20 protein-coding genes and 1 riboswitch are annotated in these 17,624 nt (G+C 62.6%); of the genes, 16 read left to right on the forward strand and 4 right to left on the reverse strand.

Annotated elements, in window-relative coordinates; translation table 11 throughout:
• Positions 1-24: 24 nt before the first annotated feature.
• Both ACXZ1M_RS18025 and ACXZ1M_RS18030 read right to left on the reverse strand, forming a co-directional pair.
• The gene (locus tag ACXZ1M_RS18025) at positions 25-1,560 is read right to left on the reverse strand and encodes an ice-binding family protein (protein ID WP_459049019.1); all 1,536 of its coding nucleotides are present in this window, start codon (positions 1,558-1,560) and stop codon (positions 25-27) included.
• A gap of 172 nt (positions 1,561-1,732) precedes the next feature.
• Positions 1,733-2,173, reverse strand: a complete 441-nt coding sequence (locus ACXZ1M_RS18030) for a DUF2147 domain-containing protein (RefSeq protein ID WP_459049020.1) — start codon at positions 2,171-2,173, stop codon at positions 1,733-1,735.
• 156 nt (positions 2,174-2,329) lie between these two features.
• Between ACXZ1M_RS18030 and ACXZ1M_RS18035 the strand changes: the two genes are divergently transcribed.
• Genes ACXZ1M_RS18035 through ACXZ1M_RS18050 form a run of 4 tightly spaced genes read left to right on the forward strand, consistent with a single transcriptional unit; the run spans position 2,330 to position 4,693 of the window.
• Positions 2,330-2,524 (forward strand): hypothetical protein, encoded by a 195-nt coding sequence (locus tag ACXZ1M_RS18035; protein WP_459049021.1) that lies wholly within the window; start codon positions 2,330-2,332, stop codon positions 2,522-2,524.
• A 36-nt stretch (positions 2,525-2,560) separates the two neighbouring features.
• A complete protein-coding gene (locus tag ACXZ1M_RS18040; protein WP_459049022.1) occupies positions 2,561-3,187 on the forward strand; it encodes a helix-turn-helix transcriptional regulator in 627 nt (208 codons plus the stop codon).
• An 18-nt stretch (positions 3,188-3,205) separates the two neighbouring features.
• Positions 3,206-4,171, forward strand: coding sequence for a threo-3-hydroxy-L-aspartate ammonia-lyase (locus ACXZ1M_RS18045; RefSeq protein ID WP_459049023.1), 966 nt, complete (start codon positions 3,206-3,208; stop codon positions 4,169-4,171).
• A 30-nt stretch (positions 4,172-4,201) separates the two neighbouring features.
• Entirely contained in the window at positions 4,202-4,693 is a 492-nt protein-coding gene (locus tag ACXZ1M_RS18050) for a hypothetical protein (protein WP_459049024.1), read from the forward strand.
• A gap of 83 nt (positions 4,694-4,776) precedes the next feature.
• On the opposite strand, the gene ACXZ1M_RS18055 is transcribed toward ACXZ1M_RS18050, so the two are convergent.
• Positions 4,777-7,572, reverse strand: coding sequence for a valine--tRNA ligase (locus tag ACXZ1M_RS18055; protein ID WP_459049025.1), 2,796 nt, complete (start codon positions 7,570-7,572; stop codon positions 4,777-4,779).
• Positions 7,573-7,688: 116 nt separating this feature from the next.
• Here ACXZ1M_RS18055 and ACXZ1M_RS18060 point away from each other — a divergent pair, with 116 nt between their 5' ends.
• From ACXZ1M_RS18060 to ACXZ1M_RS18070, 3 genes are read left to right on the forward strand one after another with little or no spacing between them, the layout of a single operon-like run.
• The gene (locus ACXZ1M_RS18060) at positions 7,689-7,937 is read left to right on the forward strand and encodes a hypothetical protein (RefSeq protein WP_459049026.1); all 249 of its coding nucleotides are present in this window, start codon (positions 7,689-7,691) and stop codon (positions 7,935-7,937) included.
• The gene (locus ACXZ1M_RS18065) at positions 7,934-8,209 is read left to right on the forward strand and encodes a type II toxin-antitoxin system RelE/ParE family toxin (RefSeq protein WP_459049027.1); all 276 of its coding nucleotides are present in this window, start codon (positions 7,934-7,936) and stop codon (positions 8,207-8,209) included. The genes ACXZ1M_RS18060 and ACXZ1M_RS18065 overlap by 4 nt, the downstream gene beginning before the upstream one ends.
• A gap of 16 nt (positions 8,210-8,225) precedes the next feature.
• Entirely contained in the window at positions 8,226-9,041 is an 816-nt protein-coding gene (locus ACXZ1M_RS18070; protein ID WP_459049028.1) for a crotonase/enoyl-CoA hydratase family protein, read from the forward strand.
• A 23-nt stretch (positions 9,042-9,064) separates the two neighbouring features.
• On the opposite strand, the gene ACXZ1M_RS18075 is transcribed toward ACXZ1M_RS18070, so the two are convergent.
• Positions 9,065-9,415, reverse strand: coding sequence for a DUF2200 domain-containing protein (locus tag ACXZ1M_RS18075; RefSeq protein WP_459049029.1), 351 nt, complete (start codon positions 9,413-9,415; stop codon positions 9,065-9,067).
• 96 nt (positions 9,416-9,511) lie between these two features.
• Positions 9,512-9,615: riboswitch (TPP riboswitch) on the forward strand.
• A 74-nt stretch (positions 9,616-9,689) separates the two neighbouring features.
• Between ACXZ1M_RS18075 and thiC the strand changes: the two genes are divergently transcribed.
• The 9 genes from thiC to ACXZ1M_RS18120 all read left to right on the forward strand — a co-directional run bounded on the left by thiC (position 9,690) and on the right by ACXZ1M_RS18120 (position 17,552).
• Positions 9,690-11,573 (forward strand): phosphomethylpyrimidine synthase ThiC, encoded by a 1,884-nt coding sequence (thiC, locus tag ACXZ1M_RS18080; RefSeq protein ID WP_459049030.1) that lies wholly within the window; start codon positions 9,690-9,692, stop codon positions 11,571-11,573.
• 6 nt (positions 11,574-11,579) lie between these two features.
• Positions 11,580-11,783, forward strand: a complete 204-nt coding sequence (gene thiS / locus ACXZ1M_RS18085; protein WP_459049031.1) for a sulfur carrier protein ThiS — start codon at positions 11,580-11,582, stop codon at positions 11,781-11,783.
• A gap of 13 nt (positions 11,784-11,796) precedes the next feature.
• Entirely contained in the window at positions 11,797-12,576 is a 780-nt protein-coding gene (locus ACXZ1M_RS18090; protein ID WP_459049032.1) for a thiazole synthase, read from the forward strand.
• A gap of 8 nt (positions 12,577-12,584) precedes the next feature.
• Entirely contained in the window at positions 12,585-13,376 is a 792-nt protein-coding gene (thiD, locus tag ACXZ1M_RS18095; RefSeq protein ID WP_459049033.1) for a bifunctional hydroxymethylpyrimidine kinase/phosphomethylpyrimidine kinase, read from the forward strand.
• A 13-nt stretch (positions 13,377-13,389) separates the two neighbouring features.
• Positions 13,390-14,007, forward strand: a complete 618-nt coding sequence (thiE, locus tag ACXZ1M_RS18100; protein WP_459049034.1) for a thiamine phosphate synthase — start codon at positions 13,390-13,392, stop codon at positions 14,005-14,007.
• Positions 14,008-14,076: 69 nt separating this feature from the next.
• Entirely contained in the window at positions 14,077-14,709 is a 633-nt protein-coding gene (locus ACXZ1M_RS18105) for an ANTAR domain-containing response regulator (RefSeq protein ID WP_459049035.1), read from the forward strand.
• A gap of 204 nt (positions 14,710-14,913) precedes the next feature.
• Positions 14,914-15,366 (forward strand): response regulator, encoded by a 453-nt coding sequence (locus ACXZ1M_RS18110; RefSeq protein WP_459049036.1) that lies wholly within the window; start codon positions 14,914-14,916, stop codon positions 15,364-15,366.
• 112 nt (positions 15,367-15,478) lie between these two features.
• Positions 15,479-16,408, forward strand: coding sequence for a Gfo/Idh/MocA family protein (locus tag ACXZ1M_RS18115; RefSeq protein ID WP_459049037.1), 930 nt, complete (start codon positions 15,479-15,481; stop codon positions 16,406-16,408).
• 37 nt (positions 16,409-16,445) lie between these two features.
• The gene (locus ACXZ1M_RS18120) at positions 16,446-17,552 is read left to right on the forward strand and encodes an S-(hydroxymethyl)glutathione dehydrogenase/class III alcohol dehydrogenase (protein ID WP_373990560.1); all 1,107 of its coding nucleotides are present in this window, start codon (positions 16,446-16,448) and stop codon (positions 17,550-17,552) included.
• Positions 17,553-17,624 lie beyond the last annotated feature (72 nt).

Here is a 17,624-nt window from a genome sequence, read left to right on the forward strand (position 1 = left end):
ATCTGGTCCTTGAAAGGTGAGCGTTTATTTGGTGATCTGGTTGTTGCGCAGCGTGACCGCCGCAGCAGTCAGCACGCGGCCGTTCAACAGCGTCGTGTTGTCGCCCACCGTGATCGCGGCCGATTGGCCGAGGATGCTGCCCTTGAAGACGCTGTTGGCGCCGAGCGTGGTCGGACCGACCGGCAGCCAGCTGACGTTGGCCGCAGTGGCGCCATTGGTCAGCGCGACGATCGAGTTGGCCGCCGAGTTGAGCGTGAGCGCGGTGCGGAAGATGTACACGCCTGGGCCGCTCAGCTTCAGGGTGCCGGTGATGCTGATCGCTCCGGCGTAGCAATACACGCCCGGCGCCAGGGTCTGGCCGCCGAGGTCGATATCGCCGGCAAAGCTGACGTCGCAGCTGCGGCCGTTGGCGTTGCTGATGGCGGTTTGCAGGTCGGCCAGCGCGCCGGCCAGGATGGCGCCGGATTTATAGTTGGTGAAGCCGGCGGCCAGCGTCGGATCGGTGGTTTGCGATGGCGAACCGACATCGCCCCGGATCAGCGTAGTGCCGCCGGCATTGTTGGTCAGCGCGGTGCCGGCCAGTACCGCGAAGTTGGCGGCGCTGCCCAGTGGCACCGGCTGCAGCTGCGGTGGCGTCGGCGTTGGCGTGGTGGTTGGTGGCTCGACGGCGACAACGGTGAGCGCGGCGCTGCCCGATCGGGCGCCGACCGTGGCGCTGATGGTGGTGCTGCCTGCGGCACGGCCGGTCGCGAGGCCGGTGGCGGCCACGGTGCCGATGGTCGGGCTGGTGGAGCTCCACACAGCGGTGTTGGTGACAAACGCGGTGGTGTTATCCGAATAGGTAGCGGTGGCGATGTATTGCTGCTGGCCGTCGATCAACACCGTCGAGGTGGATGGCGTGACGCTGATGCTGCTCAGCGTTGCGGCTGGCACCGTGACAGTGGTGCTGGCGTTCTTGCCGCCGTTGCTGGCCGTGACCACGGAGGTGCCCAGTGCCATGCCGGTGACCAGGCCGTCGCTGTTGACGATGGCGCTGGCCGGGGTGGCCGACACGAAGGTCGAGCTGGCCGTCAGGTCCTGGGTGGTCGCGTCCGAGTAGGTGCCGATCACGGCGAGCTGGCGCGTGGCGGCGATCAGTACGGTGGGCGCTTGCGGCGTGACGGCAATCGACAGCAGCACGGCCGGGGTGACGGTCAGCGTGGCCGAGGCGGTCTTGCCGTTGTAGGCTGCGCTGATCACGCTATTGCCGACGCTGACGCCGCTGGCCAGGCCGGTGGCCGAAGCAACGGTGGCGACGGCCGGCGTGGCCGAAGTCCAGGCGGCGGCCACCGTTTGAGTGGAATTGTCGCTATAAGTGGCGGTCGCGGTGAACTGTTGGGTGGTGCCCGCAGCGACGCTGGCTGTGGCCGGTGTGACCGCCAACGCCACGAGCGTCGCGGCTGGCACGCCAAGAATGGCATCGCGGCCCTGGTCGCCGCCGCCGCAGCCGGCCAGCAAGGTGGCGGCGAGGAAGCCGATGGAACAAGACAACGTCTTGGTATATCTCTGCAAAGCATTCATGGTGTTTCCTTTGTGCTCAAACCGGTGGAACTTCTAGTGGCTCGCGCATTTTTGCGCAAGCCAGCAGATCACCATGTCACGCCCAGGCGGGCCGGTATGTGCGCCAGCGCGCACAGCACATTGAAACTAGGAAACTTTGTGGAGATTAAACGTCAGACGCCGCGATAGCGGCTTAGTCCTGGCGCACCCAGGTCTGCGAGCGGCCCAGCATCGGTACGCCGATGTAGCCGCGCACGTTGAGCTTCTTGCCGCCGTCGGCCAGGCGCAGCTTGCTCTTGTAGACCTTGCCGTTGTTCGGATCGAGGATCTCGCCGCCGGCGTATTCCTCGCCGTCCTTCTTCAGGCCGGACAGGATGGTCATGCCAATGATAGGCTGGTCCTTGCGCGCGCCTTCGCACTTGTCGCACTTGGGATTCTGGTCTTCATTGGCGTCGCGGAAGATCTTCTCGATCTGGCCGGTCAGCACGCCGTTGCTCTCGGTGATGCGGATCAGCGCTTTCGGCTTGCCGGTCTCGTCGTCGATGTTTTTCCACAGGCCGGTCGGCGAGGTGGTGTCGGCGAAGGCCGGGGCGATGGACAGCGCGACGGCTGCGATCAATGCGAGGAATTTCATATGCGTCTCCTTTGTTTTAGTGCAGCGATGATCGCATATCATGCGCACCGCAAATTAGAGGCTATCGTCCAAAATTCCTACACGGGCGCGCGCTTGGCGCTGATGGCGGCCGGGGCCGGAGATCGCTAGCATGGTGGCTCATCAAGGAGAAACATCATGACACAACATGACCAATCGATCGGCGGCCCCGGCACCGTGGACGGTATCGCCGGCACCCGCTCCGGCACGGAAGGGGCCACCAGCGGCGCCGGCGTGGACAAGGGCAAGGGCGAACCGCAAAAGGATGAATCCCGGCAACGCCAGGGCTCACGCGTGCAAAATCCCGTCGACAGCAAGTCAAAACCGGGCTGATTACACAAAAATTCTAAAATAAGATAATATGTTCAGATGGAAAAAACATCTGAACACCACAACTTGCTTGCACAGATGCAGCAAGTGGCCGAAGGTCTCGGCAGGACGTTGGCGCCGTTTTGCGAAGTGGTGCTGCACGACCTGACCGAGCCGGAGCACGCCATCCTGGCGATCCACAACAACCTGTCCGGCCGCAGCGTCGGCGCCCCGGCCACCGAGCTGGGGCTGGCGCGCGCGGCCGATCCGGCGTTCGAGCAGGTGATCGCCAACTATCCCAACACCTTCCCCGACGGCCGTCTGGCCAAGAGCACGTCCATCGGCATCAAGGACAGCGAGGGCCGTTATGTGGCGGCGCTGTGCATGAACGTGGACCTGACCGTGTTCCGCAGCCTGAATACCATGCTGACCCAGTTCGGCAGCGTGGACACGGCCGCCGCCGTCAGCGAAACCATGGCGCCGGCCGGCGCCGATGCCATCCGCCTGCGCATCGATCAATTCGCCGCCCGCTTGGGCAGCACGCCGCGCGCGCTGAAGGCCGACGAGCGCAAGGCCTTGATGCGCGAGCTGAAGGAAGCCGGCCTGAGCGATGTGCGCCGGGCCATGGACATCGTCGCCGCCTATCTCAACGTCTCCCGCGCCACCGTCTACAACGACGCGCGCTAATCCACTACAGGAATCATCATGAGCGAACTGAAACTCCCTACCTTTGCCGACGTGGTTGCCGCGTCGGAGCGCATTGCCGGCGTAGCGCATCGCGCGCCGGTGCTGACGTCCAGCACCGCCAATGCGGAGCTGGGTGCGGAAGTGTATTTCAAGTGTGAGAACTTCCAGCGCATGGGCGCGTTCAAGTTCCGTGGCAGCTACAACGCGCTGATGAAGTTTTCGCCGGCGCAGCGCAAGGCGGGCGTGGTGGCGTTTTCGTCAGGGAACCACGCGCAGGGCATCGCCTTGTCGGCCAAGCTGCTGGGCATTCCGGCCACCATCGTCATGCCGCACGATGCGCCGGCGGCCAAGGTGGCGGCCACGCGCGGCTACGGCGCGCAGGTGGTGATCTACGACCGCTACAAGGAAGACCGCGAACAGATCGGCCGCGACCTGGCAGCCAAGCACGGCCTGACCCTGATTCCGCCATACGACCATGAAGATGTGATCGCAGGACAGGGCACGGCGGCCAAGGAGTTGTTCGAAGAGGTGGGATTGCTGGACTATGTATTCGCCCCCTTGGGCGGCGGCGGGCTGCTGAGCGGCACGGCGCTGGCGACGCGTGCCTTGTCGCCTAGCGCCAAGCTGTACGGCGTGGAGCCGGAAGCGGGCAACGACGGCCAGCAATCGTTCCGCAGCGGCAGCATCGTGCATATCGAGACGCCGAAGACGATTGCGGACGGTGCGCAAACCCAGCATCTGGGCAATCTGACCTTCCCGATTATCCAGCGCGATGTGGACGACATCCTCACCGCCAGCGACGAACAATTGCGCGCCGAAATGCGGTTCTTTGCGGAGCGCATGAAGATGGTGGTGGAACCCACGGGCTGCCTGGGCCTGGCGGCTGCGCGGGCGATGAAAACCCAACTGCAAGGCAAGCGTGTAGGCATCATCATCAGCGGGGGAAATATCGACATTCCCCGCTACGCCGAATTGCTGGCCTGAGACCCGCAACCTAATTCAATCGAGGAGCTCATGAATCGCTTGCGCATCTGTTTTCTCTCTCTCATCGTCCTGCATGCTCACTCGGCGTTTGCAGAGTGCCTGCTTGACCCAGAACATTTTGAGCGTGAGGCCAAGGCCCTGGCAAGTCGTCATGCCGGCGCCGAATACCTCAGCGAGGAGCTCGCGGTCCGCTGGCATTCCAAGGACCTCGGCAAAATCTCAGTCACCGTTGGCGGATGTGAGCATTTTCTACTGCAGACCATCTCCGAGCGAAGCGTCGCACAGCCTTCATCGCGCGATGTCATTTTGGCGGTGGCCAAGCGTCTCGCCCTTGTGGGTTGGCCTAAGCCATACGGAAGTGAAGCCGGAGCGATTTTGTCGCGCAAGCCGATTGCCATCACGCGCGAAGCCGGCGAAGTGACGTTTGAATATGCCCATCCCGACTATGATGAGTTTATGGTGTCGCAGTCGTTTTCGGCTGGTGTGGAAACAATCTCTGTCAGGGCAATCCATGTGCAGTAGTTCGTGCGGTGCGCCGGGTGTCCAGAAGTGAAAAAAGCCGCGCGGTTTGCACCGGGCGGCTTTTTGATTGACGACTGATGCTATCAGGCGGCTGGCAGCTTGGTGAATTGCTCGCGCATCTTGTCCAGCGTCGCACTGAAGTTGGCAACGCGTTCCTTCTCCTGCGCCACCACCTCAGCCGGCGCGCGCGCCACGAAGCTTTCGTTCGACAGCTTGCCATTGGCCTTGTTGATCTCGCCTTCCAGGCGGGTGATCTCTTTCGACAAACGCTCGCGCTCGGCCTTGACGTCGATCTCGACCTTCAGCATCAGCTTGGTGGTGCCAACGATGGACACGGCCGCCGGCGATTCCGGCAACGCATCCACAATCTGCACTTCCGACAGCTTGCCCAGCGACTGCACGTAGGCTGCGAAGCCTTCCATTGCTGCCTTCTCGGCCGCATTGCCCGGCTCGACGATCAGCGGCACGCGCAGCGATGGCGCCAGTTGCATCTCACCGCGCAGGTTACGCGTCGCATCGGTCAGCGCCTTCAGCTGCTGCATCCAGGCTTCGGCCGCTTCATCGATGTTGGCGGTGTTGGCGATCGGGTACGGCTGCATCATGATCGAATCACCAGTCTTGCCGGCCAGCGGGGCAATCGCTTGCCACAGCGCTTCGGTCACGAACGGAATCACTGGATGCGCCAGGCGCAGCACCACTTCCAGTACGCGCAGCAGCGTGTGACGGGTGGCGCGTTGCTGGCCTTCGGTGCCGTGCTGGACCTGCACCTTGGCGACTTCCAGATACCAGTCGCAATACTCATCCCATACGAATTTGTAGATGGTCGAGGCGATGTTGTCGAAGCGGAAGTCTTCGAAGCCCTTGGCCACGTCCAGCTCGGCTTTTTGCAGCAGCGAGATGATCCACTTGTCGGCGTTCGACAGGTCGGCTTCGGAAGCGGAGCAGTCCTTCTCTTCCGTGTTCATCATCACGAAACGGGTGGCGTTCCACAGCTTGTTGCAGAAGTTGCGGTAGCCTTCGGCGCGGCCCAGGTCGAAGTTGATGTTGCGGCCCAGCGAGGCGTACGACGCCATGGTGAAGCGCACGGCGTCGGTGCCGTAGGCGGCGATGCCTTCCGGGAATTCCTTGCGGGTGGCCTTGGCGATCTTCTCGGCCGCTTTCGGGTTCATCAGGCCGGTGGTGCGTTTCTCCACCAGCGCATCGATGCCGATGCCGTCGATCAGGTCGATCGGGTCCAGCGTGTTGCCCTTGGACTTGGACATCTTCTGGCCCTGCGAGTCGCGCACCAGGCCGTGCACGTACACGGTTTCGAACGGCACCTTGCCGGTGAAGTGCGCGGTCATCATGACCATGCGCGCCACCCAGAAGAAGATGATGTCGAAGCCGGTCACCAGCACCGACGATGGCAGGAAGGCCTTGATGTCCGGCGTTTCTTCCGGCCAGCCCAGGGTCGAGAACGGCACCAGCGCGGACGAGAACCAGGTGTCGAGCACGTCGTTGTCGCGGCGCAGCGGCGTGGTGATGCCCTTGGCGGCCGCTTGCGCGACGGCTTCGGCTTCGGTTTTGGCGACGAAGATGTTGCCGGCGTCGTCGTACCATGCCGGGATCTGGTGGCCCCACCACAGTTGACGCGAAATGCACCAGTCCTGGATGTTGTTCAGCCACTGGTTGTAGGTGGTGGTCCAGTTTTCCGGCACGAACTTGATTTCGCCGTTGGCGACTTTTTCCAGCGCGGTTTCGGCGATCGATTTGCCTGGGAAGAAAGTGCCTTCCGGTGCCGGCTTGCTCATGGCGACGAACCATTGGTCGGTCAGCATCGGCTCGATGATGACGCCGGTACGGTCGCCGCGCGGCACCATCAGCTTGTGCGGCTTGACCTGTTCCAGCAGGCCTTGCGCTTCCAGGTCGGCGACGATTTGTTTGCGGGCCACGAAGCGGTCCAGGCCGCGATAGGCTTCCGGTGCGTCGTCGATGATCTTCGCTTCCAGCGTCATGATGGTTAGCAGCGGAAGCTTGTGGCGCTGGCCGACGGCGTAGTCGTTCAGGTCGTGCGCAGGGGTGATCTTCACGCAGCCGGTGCCGAAAGCTTTGTCGACGTATTCGTCGGCGATGATCGGGATTTCGCGGCCGACCAGCGGCAGTGTCAGCATCTTGCCGACCAGGGCGGTGTAGCGTTCGTCGGTCGGGTCCACGGCCACGGCGACGTCGCCCAGCATGGTTTCAGGCCGGGTGGTGGCCACAGTCAGGAAGCCGCTGCCATCGGCCAGCGGGTACTTGATGTACCACATCGAGCCGTCTTCCTCTTCCGACACCACTTCCAGGTCGGAGACGGCGGTGCCCAGCACCGGGTCCCAGTTGACCAGGCGCTTGCCGCGGTAGATCAGGCCTTGCTCGTGCAGGCGCACGAAGACGTCGGTCACCACTTTCGAGCGCGGCTCGTCCATGGTGAAGTATTCGCGTTTCCAGTCCGGCGAGGCGCCCAGGCGGCGCATCTGGCCGGTGATGATGGAGCCGGATTTCTCTTTCCACTCCCACACCTTCTTGATGAATTCTTCGCGGCCGAGGTCGTGGCGCGAGATTTTCTGCGCGTCGAGCTGGCGCTCCACCACGATCTGGGTGGCGATGCCGGCGTGGTCGGTGCCCGGAATCCAGGCGGTGTTGTGGCCCAGCATGCGATGGTAGCGGGTCAGGCCATCCATGATGGTCTGGTTGAAGGCATGGCCCATGTGCAGGGTGCCGGTGACGTTCGGCGGCGGCAGCTGGATGCTGAAAGAAGGCTTACCGGCGTCGATGGAGGCGGTGTAGTAACCGCGCGATTCCCACTCGTTGCGCCAGAACTGTTCAATGTCGGCAGGCTCGAAAGACTTGGCTAATTCCATGATTTGGTTGAGTATTCTATAAATGCGTTTGCGGAAACAGCCATTATAGATGACGCGGCCCCTGCTGCGCATTATTGTGGCAGCTAGAATAGGGCATCAACTGAGAGGAGAATGCTATGGCCATGACCTTGTCGGAGATAGAGGCTGGTATTAAATTGCTAAGTCTGCAGGAGAAAAGGCAGGTGCTGCAGTCCTTGCTACGGGAAGTTGCTGATACGGCATCCGACTTGCGAGACTTGCTGACGCTCGAAGCTATGGATGATATCGATAACGGTCATTTTGTTGACCATCAGGATGTCAAGGTGTGGGCAGAGAGCCTCGGGACCGCGTCACCGCTTCCCTTGCCGGTGCCGGCAAAAAAATGAAACTGCATTGGAGCAAAAAAGCGCTCTCCGACCTGCAACGCCTGCACGAATTTTTGGAACGCGGAGATGCGAACGCGGCTGCCAGGACGATTCGCGCCCTGATTGAAGCGCCCGAGGTATTGCTGGCCAATCCCAGAATAGGCGAGCCGCTAGGCCAGTTCTTGCCGCGCGATGTGCGCAGGATACTTGTGCGCCGCTATGAAATACGCTACGAAATTAAAAACTCAACCATCGATGTTCTACGTATCTGGCACACCAAAGAGCATCGTTAATAATATGGAGACCTGCATGCCCGATTTTGAGACCTTGACTGTGAGTGTCGAAGACCACATCGCGACGGTGCGGCTGAACCGGCCGGAGAAGTTGAATGCGATGAATGCGGCGATGTGGAATGAGATTCGCAGCGCGTTTCGCTATGTCGATGAGACGCCGGAGATACGGGTGGCGGTTCTGGAAGGCGAGGGTAAGGCTTTCACCGCCGGCATCGATCTGCAGATGATGTTGGGCGTCGGCGCCCAGGTGCGCGATGATTGCGACGGCCGCACGCGCGAAAACTTGCGCCGGGTGATTCTCGATCTGCAGGATACGCTGACCAGCCTGGAACGCTGCCGCAAGCCGGTGCTGGCCGCAGTGCACGGCGCTTGCGTCGGCGGCGGCATAGACCTGATCGCTTGCGCCGACATGCGCTACTGCTCGTCCGACGCGTGGTTCACCATCAAGGAAATCGATATCGGCATGGTGGCGGACGTGGGCACGCTGCAACGCCTGCCGCGCCTGATCGGCGAAGGCATGGCGCGCGAACTGGCCTACACCGCCCGCAAGTTCGATGCCGCCGAGGCGAAAGACATGCGCCTGGTGAACCGCGTGTTCGAATCGCTGGAAGCCTTGCGCGCCGGCGTGCGCGAGATCGCCGCGCAGATCGCCGCCAAGTCGCCACTGTCGGTGCGCGGCGTGAAGGAGATGATCACCTACGCCCGCGATCATTCCGTGGCCGATGGCCTGAACTACGTCGCCACCTGGAACGCCGCCATGCTGATGTCGGCCGACCTGCAAGCGGCCATGATGGCCGGCATGAGCAAATCCACCCCGCAGTTCAAGGACTAGCGCATGCACGGGGGCACGGGGCGCTAATGGCGCAGGATTTTTTCCATCGCCTTTCCTTTGGCGAGTTCGTCGATTAGCTTGTCCAGTTGGCGGATCTTGTGCATGAGCGGATCTTCAACATCTTCGACGCGGACGCCGCAGACCAGGCCTGTGATGAGCGCACTGTTTGGATGCATGGCCGGCGCCTCGTCGAAGAAAGCCTGAAAATCAATCCCCAGTTCGATTTGCCGGCGCAGCCCGGCATCGTCGTAGCCCGTCAACCAGCAGATGATCTGATCGACTTCTGCCTGCGTGCGTCCCTTGCGCTCGGCCTTCTGTACGTACAGCGGATATACCTTCGCAAACGCGGTCGTGAAAATGCGATGAGCCGACATGATTTGTCCCCTGTGCGGATTTCCGGCTAGGGTACTACGAAACCGGTTGGTGAAATTGAAAGGTTGGGCCTATAATTCCATCCGCTGCCGCAAGGTGGCACACGCTAGGGGTCCTGCGTCGCATTCTGCGGCGCGGGTGAGAAATACCCTCCGAACCTGATCTGGATAATGCCAGCGAAGGGAAGCTTAGGATGCCGCCGCTACTCCTGATTCATGTACGCGGGCTGTCGTCCAACCTCCTTTGCTGGCTCCTGTAGCCGAACAAAGGAGCCAAATGAACGCCAACGCCAAATTCCTCTCCGCCACCGCCACGGTGGACGAGGCAGCCATCAAGCCTTTACCCAATTCACGCAAAGTCTACGTCCAGGGCAGCCGCCCCGACATTCGCGTGCCGATGCGCGAGATCACCCAGTCCGACACGCCCGCATCGTTCGGCTTCGAAGCCAATCCGCCGATCTACGTCTACGACACCTCCGGCCCGTACACCGATCCGGAAGCAGCGATCGATATCCGCTCCGGCCTGGCCGCGACGCCGCGCCTGCCGTGGATACTGGAGCGCGGCGATACCGAGGAGCTGGACGGCCCGACCTCCGAGTATGGCCAGCAGCGTCTGGCCGATCCGCAACTGGCCGAACTGCGCTTCAACCTGCACCGCAAACCGCGCCGCGCGCGCGAAGGCCGCAACGTGACGCAGATGCACTACGCGCGGCAGGGCATCATCACGCCGGAGATGGAGTTCGTCGCCATCCGCGAGAACCTGCGCCGCCGGGAGTATCTGGAAAACCTGAAGAATTCTGGGCCGATGGGTCAGCGCCTGGCCGATTTGATGGGCCGCCAGCATCCGGGACAATCGTTCGGCGCCAGCATCCCGGCCGAGATCACGCCGGAATTCGTGCGCGAGGAAATCGCCCGTGGACGCGCCATCATTCCGGCCAATATCAATCACCCGGAAATCGAGCCGATGATCATCGGCCGCAATTTCCTGGTCAAGATCAACGCCAACATCGGCAACTCGGCGGTGACGTCGTCCATCGGCGAGGAAGTCGAGAAGATGACCTGGGCCATCCGCTGGGGCGGCGACAACGTCATGGATCTCTCCACCGGCAAGCATATACACGAAACGCGCGAGTGGATCATCCGTAACAGCCCCGTACCTATCGGCACCGTGCCGATTTACCAGGCGCTGGAGAAGGTCAACGGCAAGGCCGAAGATCTGACCTGGGAGATTTATCGCGATACGCTGATCGAACAGGCGGAGCAGGGTGTCGATTACTTCACCATCCATGCCGGTGTGCTGCTGCGCTATGTGCCGCTGACGGCCAAGCGCCTGACCGGCATCGTTTCGCGCGGCGGTTCGATCATGGCCAAGTGGTGCCTGGCGCATCACAAGGAGTCGTTCCTGTACACGCACTTCGAGGAGATCTGCCAGATCATGAAGGCGTATGACGTGTCGTTCTCGCTGGGCGACGGTTTGCGTCCAGGCTCGATTTATGACGCCAACGATGAGGCACAGCTGGGAGAACTGAAAACGCTGGGCGAGCTGACGCAGATCGCCTGGAAGCACGACGTGCAGGTGATGATCGAAGGCCCGGGCCACGTGCCGATGCAGCTGATCAAGGAGAATATGGATCTGCAGCTGGAGCAGTGCCATGAGGCGCCGTTCTACACGCTGGGACCACTGACCACCGATATCGCGCCGGGCTATGACCACATCACCTCCGGCATCGGCGCGGCGCAGATAGGCTGGTATGGCACGGCGATGCTGTGCTATGTGACGCCGAAGGAACATCTGGGCTTGCCGGACAAGAACGACGTCAAGGACGGCATCATCACGTACAAGATCGCGGCGCATGCGGCCGATCTGGCGAAGGGCCATCCAGGTGCACAGATCCGCGACAACGCGCTGTCCAAGGCGCGCTTTGAGTTCCGTTGGGATGACCAGTTCAATATCGGCCTGGATCCGGACAAGGCGCGCGAGTTCCACGACGAGACCCTGCCCAAGGATTCGGCCAAGGTGGCGCATTTCTGCTCCATGTGCGGGCCGCATTTCTGTTCGATGAAGATTACGCAGGAGGTGCGCGCGTATGCTGAGAACGGCATGCAGGTGAAGGCGGTGGAGTTCATGAAGAACGGCGCCGAGCTGTATTCCAAGGCGTGATCGATCATGATCGAGATTGAGTTGAATGGGGCGCGGCGCCAGGTGCCGTCGCAGCAGACGCTGGATCAGTTGATCGATGCGCTGGAGTTGACCGGGCAGGCGCTGGCGCTGGCGGTCAACCGCAATGTGGTGCCGCGCCAGCAGTGGCGGGAGCACGTCCTGCAGGCGCAGGACAAAGTGGATATCGTGCGCGCCATCGGCGGCGGTTAAATCGGAGACGGAAATGAGTGATGTATTAAAAATCGCAGGCAAGGAATATCGTTCGCGCCTGCTGGTCGGTAGTGGGAAGTATAAAGATCTGCAGCAGACGCGCGAAGCGACCGATGCAGCGGAGGCGGAGATTATTACGGTGGCGATCCGCCGCGTGAATATCGGCCAGGATCCGAAGGCGCCCAGTTTGCTCGATGTGTTGCCGCCTTCGCAGTACACGATACTGCCGAATACCGCCGGCTGCTATACGGCGAAGGATGCGGTCTACACTTTGCAGATGGCGCGCGAGCTGCTCAATGGCCACAAGCTGGTGAAGCTGGAGGTGCTGGGCGATGAGAAGACCTTGTTCCCGAATATGCCGGAGACGCTGGTCGCGGCCCGTGAACTGGTCAAGGATGGTTTCGATGTGATGGTCTACTGCAGCGACGATCCGATCCAGGCACGCATGCTGGAGGATATCGGTTGTGTGGCGGTGATGCCGCTGGCTTCCCTGATCGGCTCCGGCATGGGTATCCTGAATCCCTGGAACCTGTCGCTGATTATCGAGCAGGCCAAGGTGCCGGTGCTGGTCGATGCCGGCGTGGGTACGGCGTCCGATGCGGCCATCGCCATGGAGCTTGGTTGCGACGGTGTGCTGATGAACACCGCCATCGCCGGTGCGCAGGATCCGGTGCGCATGGCGCGCGCCATGAAGCTGGGCGTGCAGGCTGGGCGTGAGGCTTATCTGGCCGGGCGCATTCCGCGCAAGTTCGCGGCGTCGCCGTCGTCGCCGATGGCGGGCCGGCTGGCATGAGGGGTGGCTTGGCCACAGCCGGCAGCACGCGGCCATGCGTACTGGTGTTCGCCGGACTCGATCCGTCCGGCGGCGCCGGGCTGTCGGCCGATCTGCAGGCGCTGGCAGGGCAGGGCGTGCATGCGCTCACGGTCTGCACGGCGCTGACGGTGCAGGACAACGACCGCGTCTACGGCGTGCAGCCGGCGGAGGCGGAGTTGGTGCTGCGTCAGGCGCAGGCCTTGATCGACAAGATCGCCATCAGCGCGGTGAAGATCGGGATCACCGGCAGTGCTGCCAATGCGCTGGCGATTGCGCAGGTCATTGCGTGCCTGCGCGAGCGTCAGCCGGAGCTGCCGGTGGTGCTTGATCCGGTACTGGCCAGCGGTCATGGCGACCTGTTGTCGCGCGATGACGCGGTGCAGGCGCTGGCGCCGTTGCTGCCGCTGGCGACCGTCATCACGCCCAACGGCCCAGAGGCGCAGTCGCTGACCGACGCCACGCTGCCGAACGCGCAAGCGCAGCTGCTGCGCGCGCGCGGCGGCCGCCATGTTCTCATCACGGGCGGCCACGGCGACGGCGATGAAGTCGTCAACCGCTGGTACGGCCCGGGCGCGGAGCAGCCGTCGCGCGCCTGGCGCTGGACGCGGCTGGCGGGCGAGTTTCATGGCAGCGGTTGCACGCTGGCTTCCGCCATCGCCGGCCAACTGGCGCTGGGCCTGCCGACCGCCGTCGCGCTGGAGCACGCCCAGCAATACACCTATCACGCGCTGCGCGATGCTTACGCCATCGCCGCCGGCCAGCGCATTCCGCTGCGCTAACCAAGGAAAAATCATGCAAGGACTCTACCTCGTCACCCCCAACTGGGACGACACCAGCCGCCTGCTGCAATTGAGCGAACAGGCCATGCTGGCCGCGCCCATCGCGCTGCTGCAATACCGCCACAAGGAAGTCGGCCCGGTGCTGCGCCGTGAGCAGGCCACCGCGCTGCTGGCCCTGTGCCGCCGCCACCGCGTGCCCTTCATCGTAAACGACCACGTCGACCTGTGCATTGAGCTCGATGCCGACGGCGTCCATCTCGGCGGCACCGACGCCGAAGTGGCGCAGGTGCGCGCCCGCCTCGGCAAGAACAAGATCATCGGCGCCTCCTGCTACGGCGACATGCCGCGCGCGCTGAGCGCGCAGGAGGCCGGCGCCAGCTACGTCGCCTTCGGCGGTTTCTACCCGTCGCGCGTGAAAAAGTACGCGGTCACCACGCAGCCGGCCATCCTCGACCAGGCGCGCGACGTGATCCGCGTGCCGACCGTGGTGATCGGCGGCATGACGCCGGAAAACGCCGCACCGCTGGTGGCGCGCGGCGCCAGCATGGTGGCGGCCATCAGCAGCGTCTACCAAGCTGAAAGTGTGGCCCAGGCGGTGGGGGAATTCCAATCGCTTTTCGCACAGCAATAAAATCGCTTGGAGTGTGGGGGGATTTCGGTCATATAATGAGGCGTTAGTATTAGCCTAAGGTTTCCGCTCATGACTGCATCTACTCCCACTCCGAAGCGCTCGATTCTCATCGTCGACGACGATCCTCTGCTGCTCGACTTCCTCGGGGAAGTGCTGGGCCATGCCGGTTACGAAGTCGTCAAGGCGTCTTCCGCCGAACAAGCCCTGCAAGCCATCGCCCAGCGCGAGCCGGACCTGGCCCTGCTGGACATCCACATGCCCGGCATGAACGGCCTGGAGCTGGCCAAGCAACTGCACGCCACCAGTTCGGTGCCGTTCATGTTCCTGTCCGGCCGTGGCGACGCCGACGCCGGCAAGCAGGCCGCCTCCTACGGCGCGGTCGGCTTCCTGGTCAAGCCGGTCGATGAAAAACACCTGATGCCGGCGTTTGCCGCCGGTCTGGCGCGCGCCGATGAAATCCGTCAGCTGCGCCGCACCGAGCTGAATTTGAACGCGGCCCTGGCCGCCGGTCGCGAAACCAGCCTGGCCGTGGGCTTGCTAATGTGCAAATTCCAGACCGACCGCAACACCGCCTTCGAGGTGCTGCGCGACCACGCCCGCTCGAACCGGCGCAAGGTCAACGAGGTGGCCGACCAGTTGCTGGCCGCCGAGGAAACATTGAACAGCTTGCATACCGCGTTCAGCAACCGTCTGAAAAAGTAAACGGAAGGGGCAATTTTCCTTGCTCTAAATCATTTCTGATATACACTATCGTCTGAGCGGCGGATAAAGCTTATCCGTCCGCCTCACCAGCGGCAGGACCTAAAACTGCATCTGCCGCGTCATTGGCCGCCTGCACCCTGCGCCACGCCCTACATTTCGGCCCAACTCCGCCGAGCTTGCACTTAGCTTCCAGCGGAGACCGATATGACCAATGATTTGCCTACCAGTACCTATCGTCCATTCACCGAAGACAGCGGTGGCGCCATCGGCTTTTCGATTTTTGCATCCGCCCCGCGCGTGCTGCATGTCGATAGCGACCACGATGCGGCGCTGGTGCTGGCGGCGCTGCTGGTGCCGGAAACCCAGGTGACCCATGTGCCGACCTTGGCCGCAGCGCAGGAGCTGCTGCAAAAAGAGAAATTCGCGCTGGTGGTGCTGGACCCGGATCTGCCGGACGGCGATGGCCTCGACCTGCTGGCCGAGCTGCGCCGCGAGCAAGCCGACGCGCGCGTGCTGATGTACTCGGCCCGCCATCCGGAACACCACCAGGCCGGCAACGCCTTTCTGCCCAAGCCGTGGACTTCGCCGCGCCAGCTGTGGCGCACGGTGTCGGACCTGCTGGGCGTCGGTACTGCGATGCCGGTTGAACCCCAATAATCGCAATATTGATAATAAATACTCGGTGACGCCGGTCCGCGCTTGTTGCGCGCTTGGCTGAGGTGATAGGCTGCATGATTCGCCAGAATCAACTCAATCAGGAAAGAACGGAATGACGTCACCTATCAAACTCGCCATCGTCGGCGTGGGCAAAATCGTTTACGACCAACACTTGCCGGCGATCCGCGCCAATGCCGATTACGCGCTGGTCGCCACGGCCAGCCGCAACAACACCATCGACAACGTCCCCAGCTTCCCGACCATCGAGGCGATGCTGGCGGCCGATCCGTCCATCGAAGCCGTTTCGCTGTGCATGCCGCCGCAGTACCGCTACGCCGCCGCGCGCAAGGCGCTGGCCGCCGGCAAGCACGTGTTCATGGAAAAGCCGCCCGGCGCCACCCTGTCGGAAGTGGCCGACCTGGAATCCTACGCCGCCGAACAGGGCGTGAGCCTGTTCGCCAGCTGGCACTCGCGCTATGCGCCGGGCGTGCAGCCGGCCAAGGCCCACCTGGCCGCCAACGCGCCGACCGCGATGCACGTGATCTGGAAGGAAGACGTGCGCCAGTGGCACCCGAACCAGGACTGGATCTGGCAGGCCGGCGGCCTGGGCGTGTTCGATCCGGGCATCAACGCGCTGTCGATCGTCACCGAGATCCTGCCGTCGGCGGTGTTCCTGACCCAGGCCGCGCTGGAGTTCCCTGAAAACCGCGACGCGCCGATCGGCGCCGACCTGCATTTCCAGAACGCCGACGGCGTCAAGGTGCACGCGGAATTCGACTGGCGCCAGACCGGCAAGCAAAGCTGGGACATCATCGTCACCACCGCCAAGGGCGAGCTGCGCCTGGCCGATGGCGGCGCGCGCCTGTGGATCGACGGCGCCGAGCAGGCGCTGGAGAAAGAGGCCGAGTACCCGTCGCTGTACCAGCGTTTCGCCGAGATCGTCCGCGCCGGCAAGTCCGACGTCGACGTGGCGCCGCTGCGCCATGTGGCCGATGCTTTCATGCTGGGGAAACGTAAAGTGGTGGACGCGTTCCACGATTGATTTTGTTATCATGATGTTCCAACGCGAAAGGAACATCATGAAAACCAAAGCAGCCGTTGCCTGGCAAGCGGGCAAGCCCCTGACGATTGAAGAAGTCGAATTGGGCGGCCCGCGCGAAGGCGAAGTGCTGGTCGAAATCAAGGCCACCGGCATCTGCCACACCGATTACTACACCCTGTCCGGCGCCGATCCGGAAGGGATTTTCCCGGCCATCCTGGGCCACGAAGGCGCAGGCATCGTGGTCGATGTCGGCCCCGGCGTCAAATCGCTGAAGAAGGACGACCACGTCATTCCGCTGTACACGCCGGAATGCCGCCAGTGCAAATTCTGCCTGTCCCAAAAGACCAATCTGTGCCAGTCGATCCGCTCGACCCAGGGCCGTGGCCTGATGCCGGATGCGACCAGCCGTTTCTCCATCGACGGCAAGCCGATCTACCACTACATGGGCACGTCCACCTTCTCCAACTACATCGTGGTGCCGGAGATTGCGCTGGCCAAAATCCGCGAAGACGCGCCGTTCGATAAAGTTTGCTACATCGGTTGCGGCGTCACCACCGGCGTGGGCGCCGTGCTGTTCACCGCCAAGGTGGAAGCGGGCGCCAACGTGGTGGTGTTCGGCCTGGGCGGCATCGGCCTGAACGTGATCCAGGCGGCCAAGATGGTTGGCGCGGACAAGATCATTGGCGTCGACATCAATCCGGGCCGTGAAGCGATGGCGCGCAAGTTCGGCATGACGCACTTCGTCAATCCGAACGAGGTGGAAAATGTGGTTGACCACATCATCCAGCTGACTGACGGCGGCGCCGACTACAGCTTCGAGTGCGTCGGCAACACCACCCTGATGCGCCAGGCGCTGGAGTGCTGCCACAAGGGTTGGGGCAAGTCGATCATCATCGGCGTGGCGGCGGCGGGGCAGGAGATCTCCACCCGTCCGTTCCAGCTGGTGACGGGACGCGAGTGGAAGGGTTCGGCCTTCGGCGGCGCACGCGGCCGCACCGACGTGCCGAAGATCGTCGACTGGTACATGGATGGCAAGCTCAACATCGATGACCTGATCACCCACCGCCTCAAGCTGGAAGACATCAATCAGGGCTTCGACCTGATGAAGAGCGGCGAATCGATCCGCTCGGTCGTGCTGTACTAAAAGCCTGCCCCGTTGGATGTAGAAAAAAAGTTCTAGACATGGCGATCTAGATAATTTATTCTACATCCAACA

It is taken from the genome of Duganella paludis (assembly GCF_054461335.1).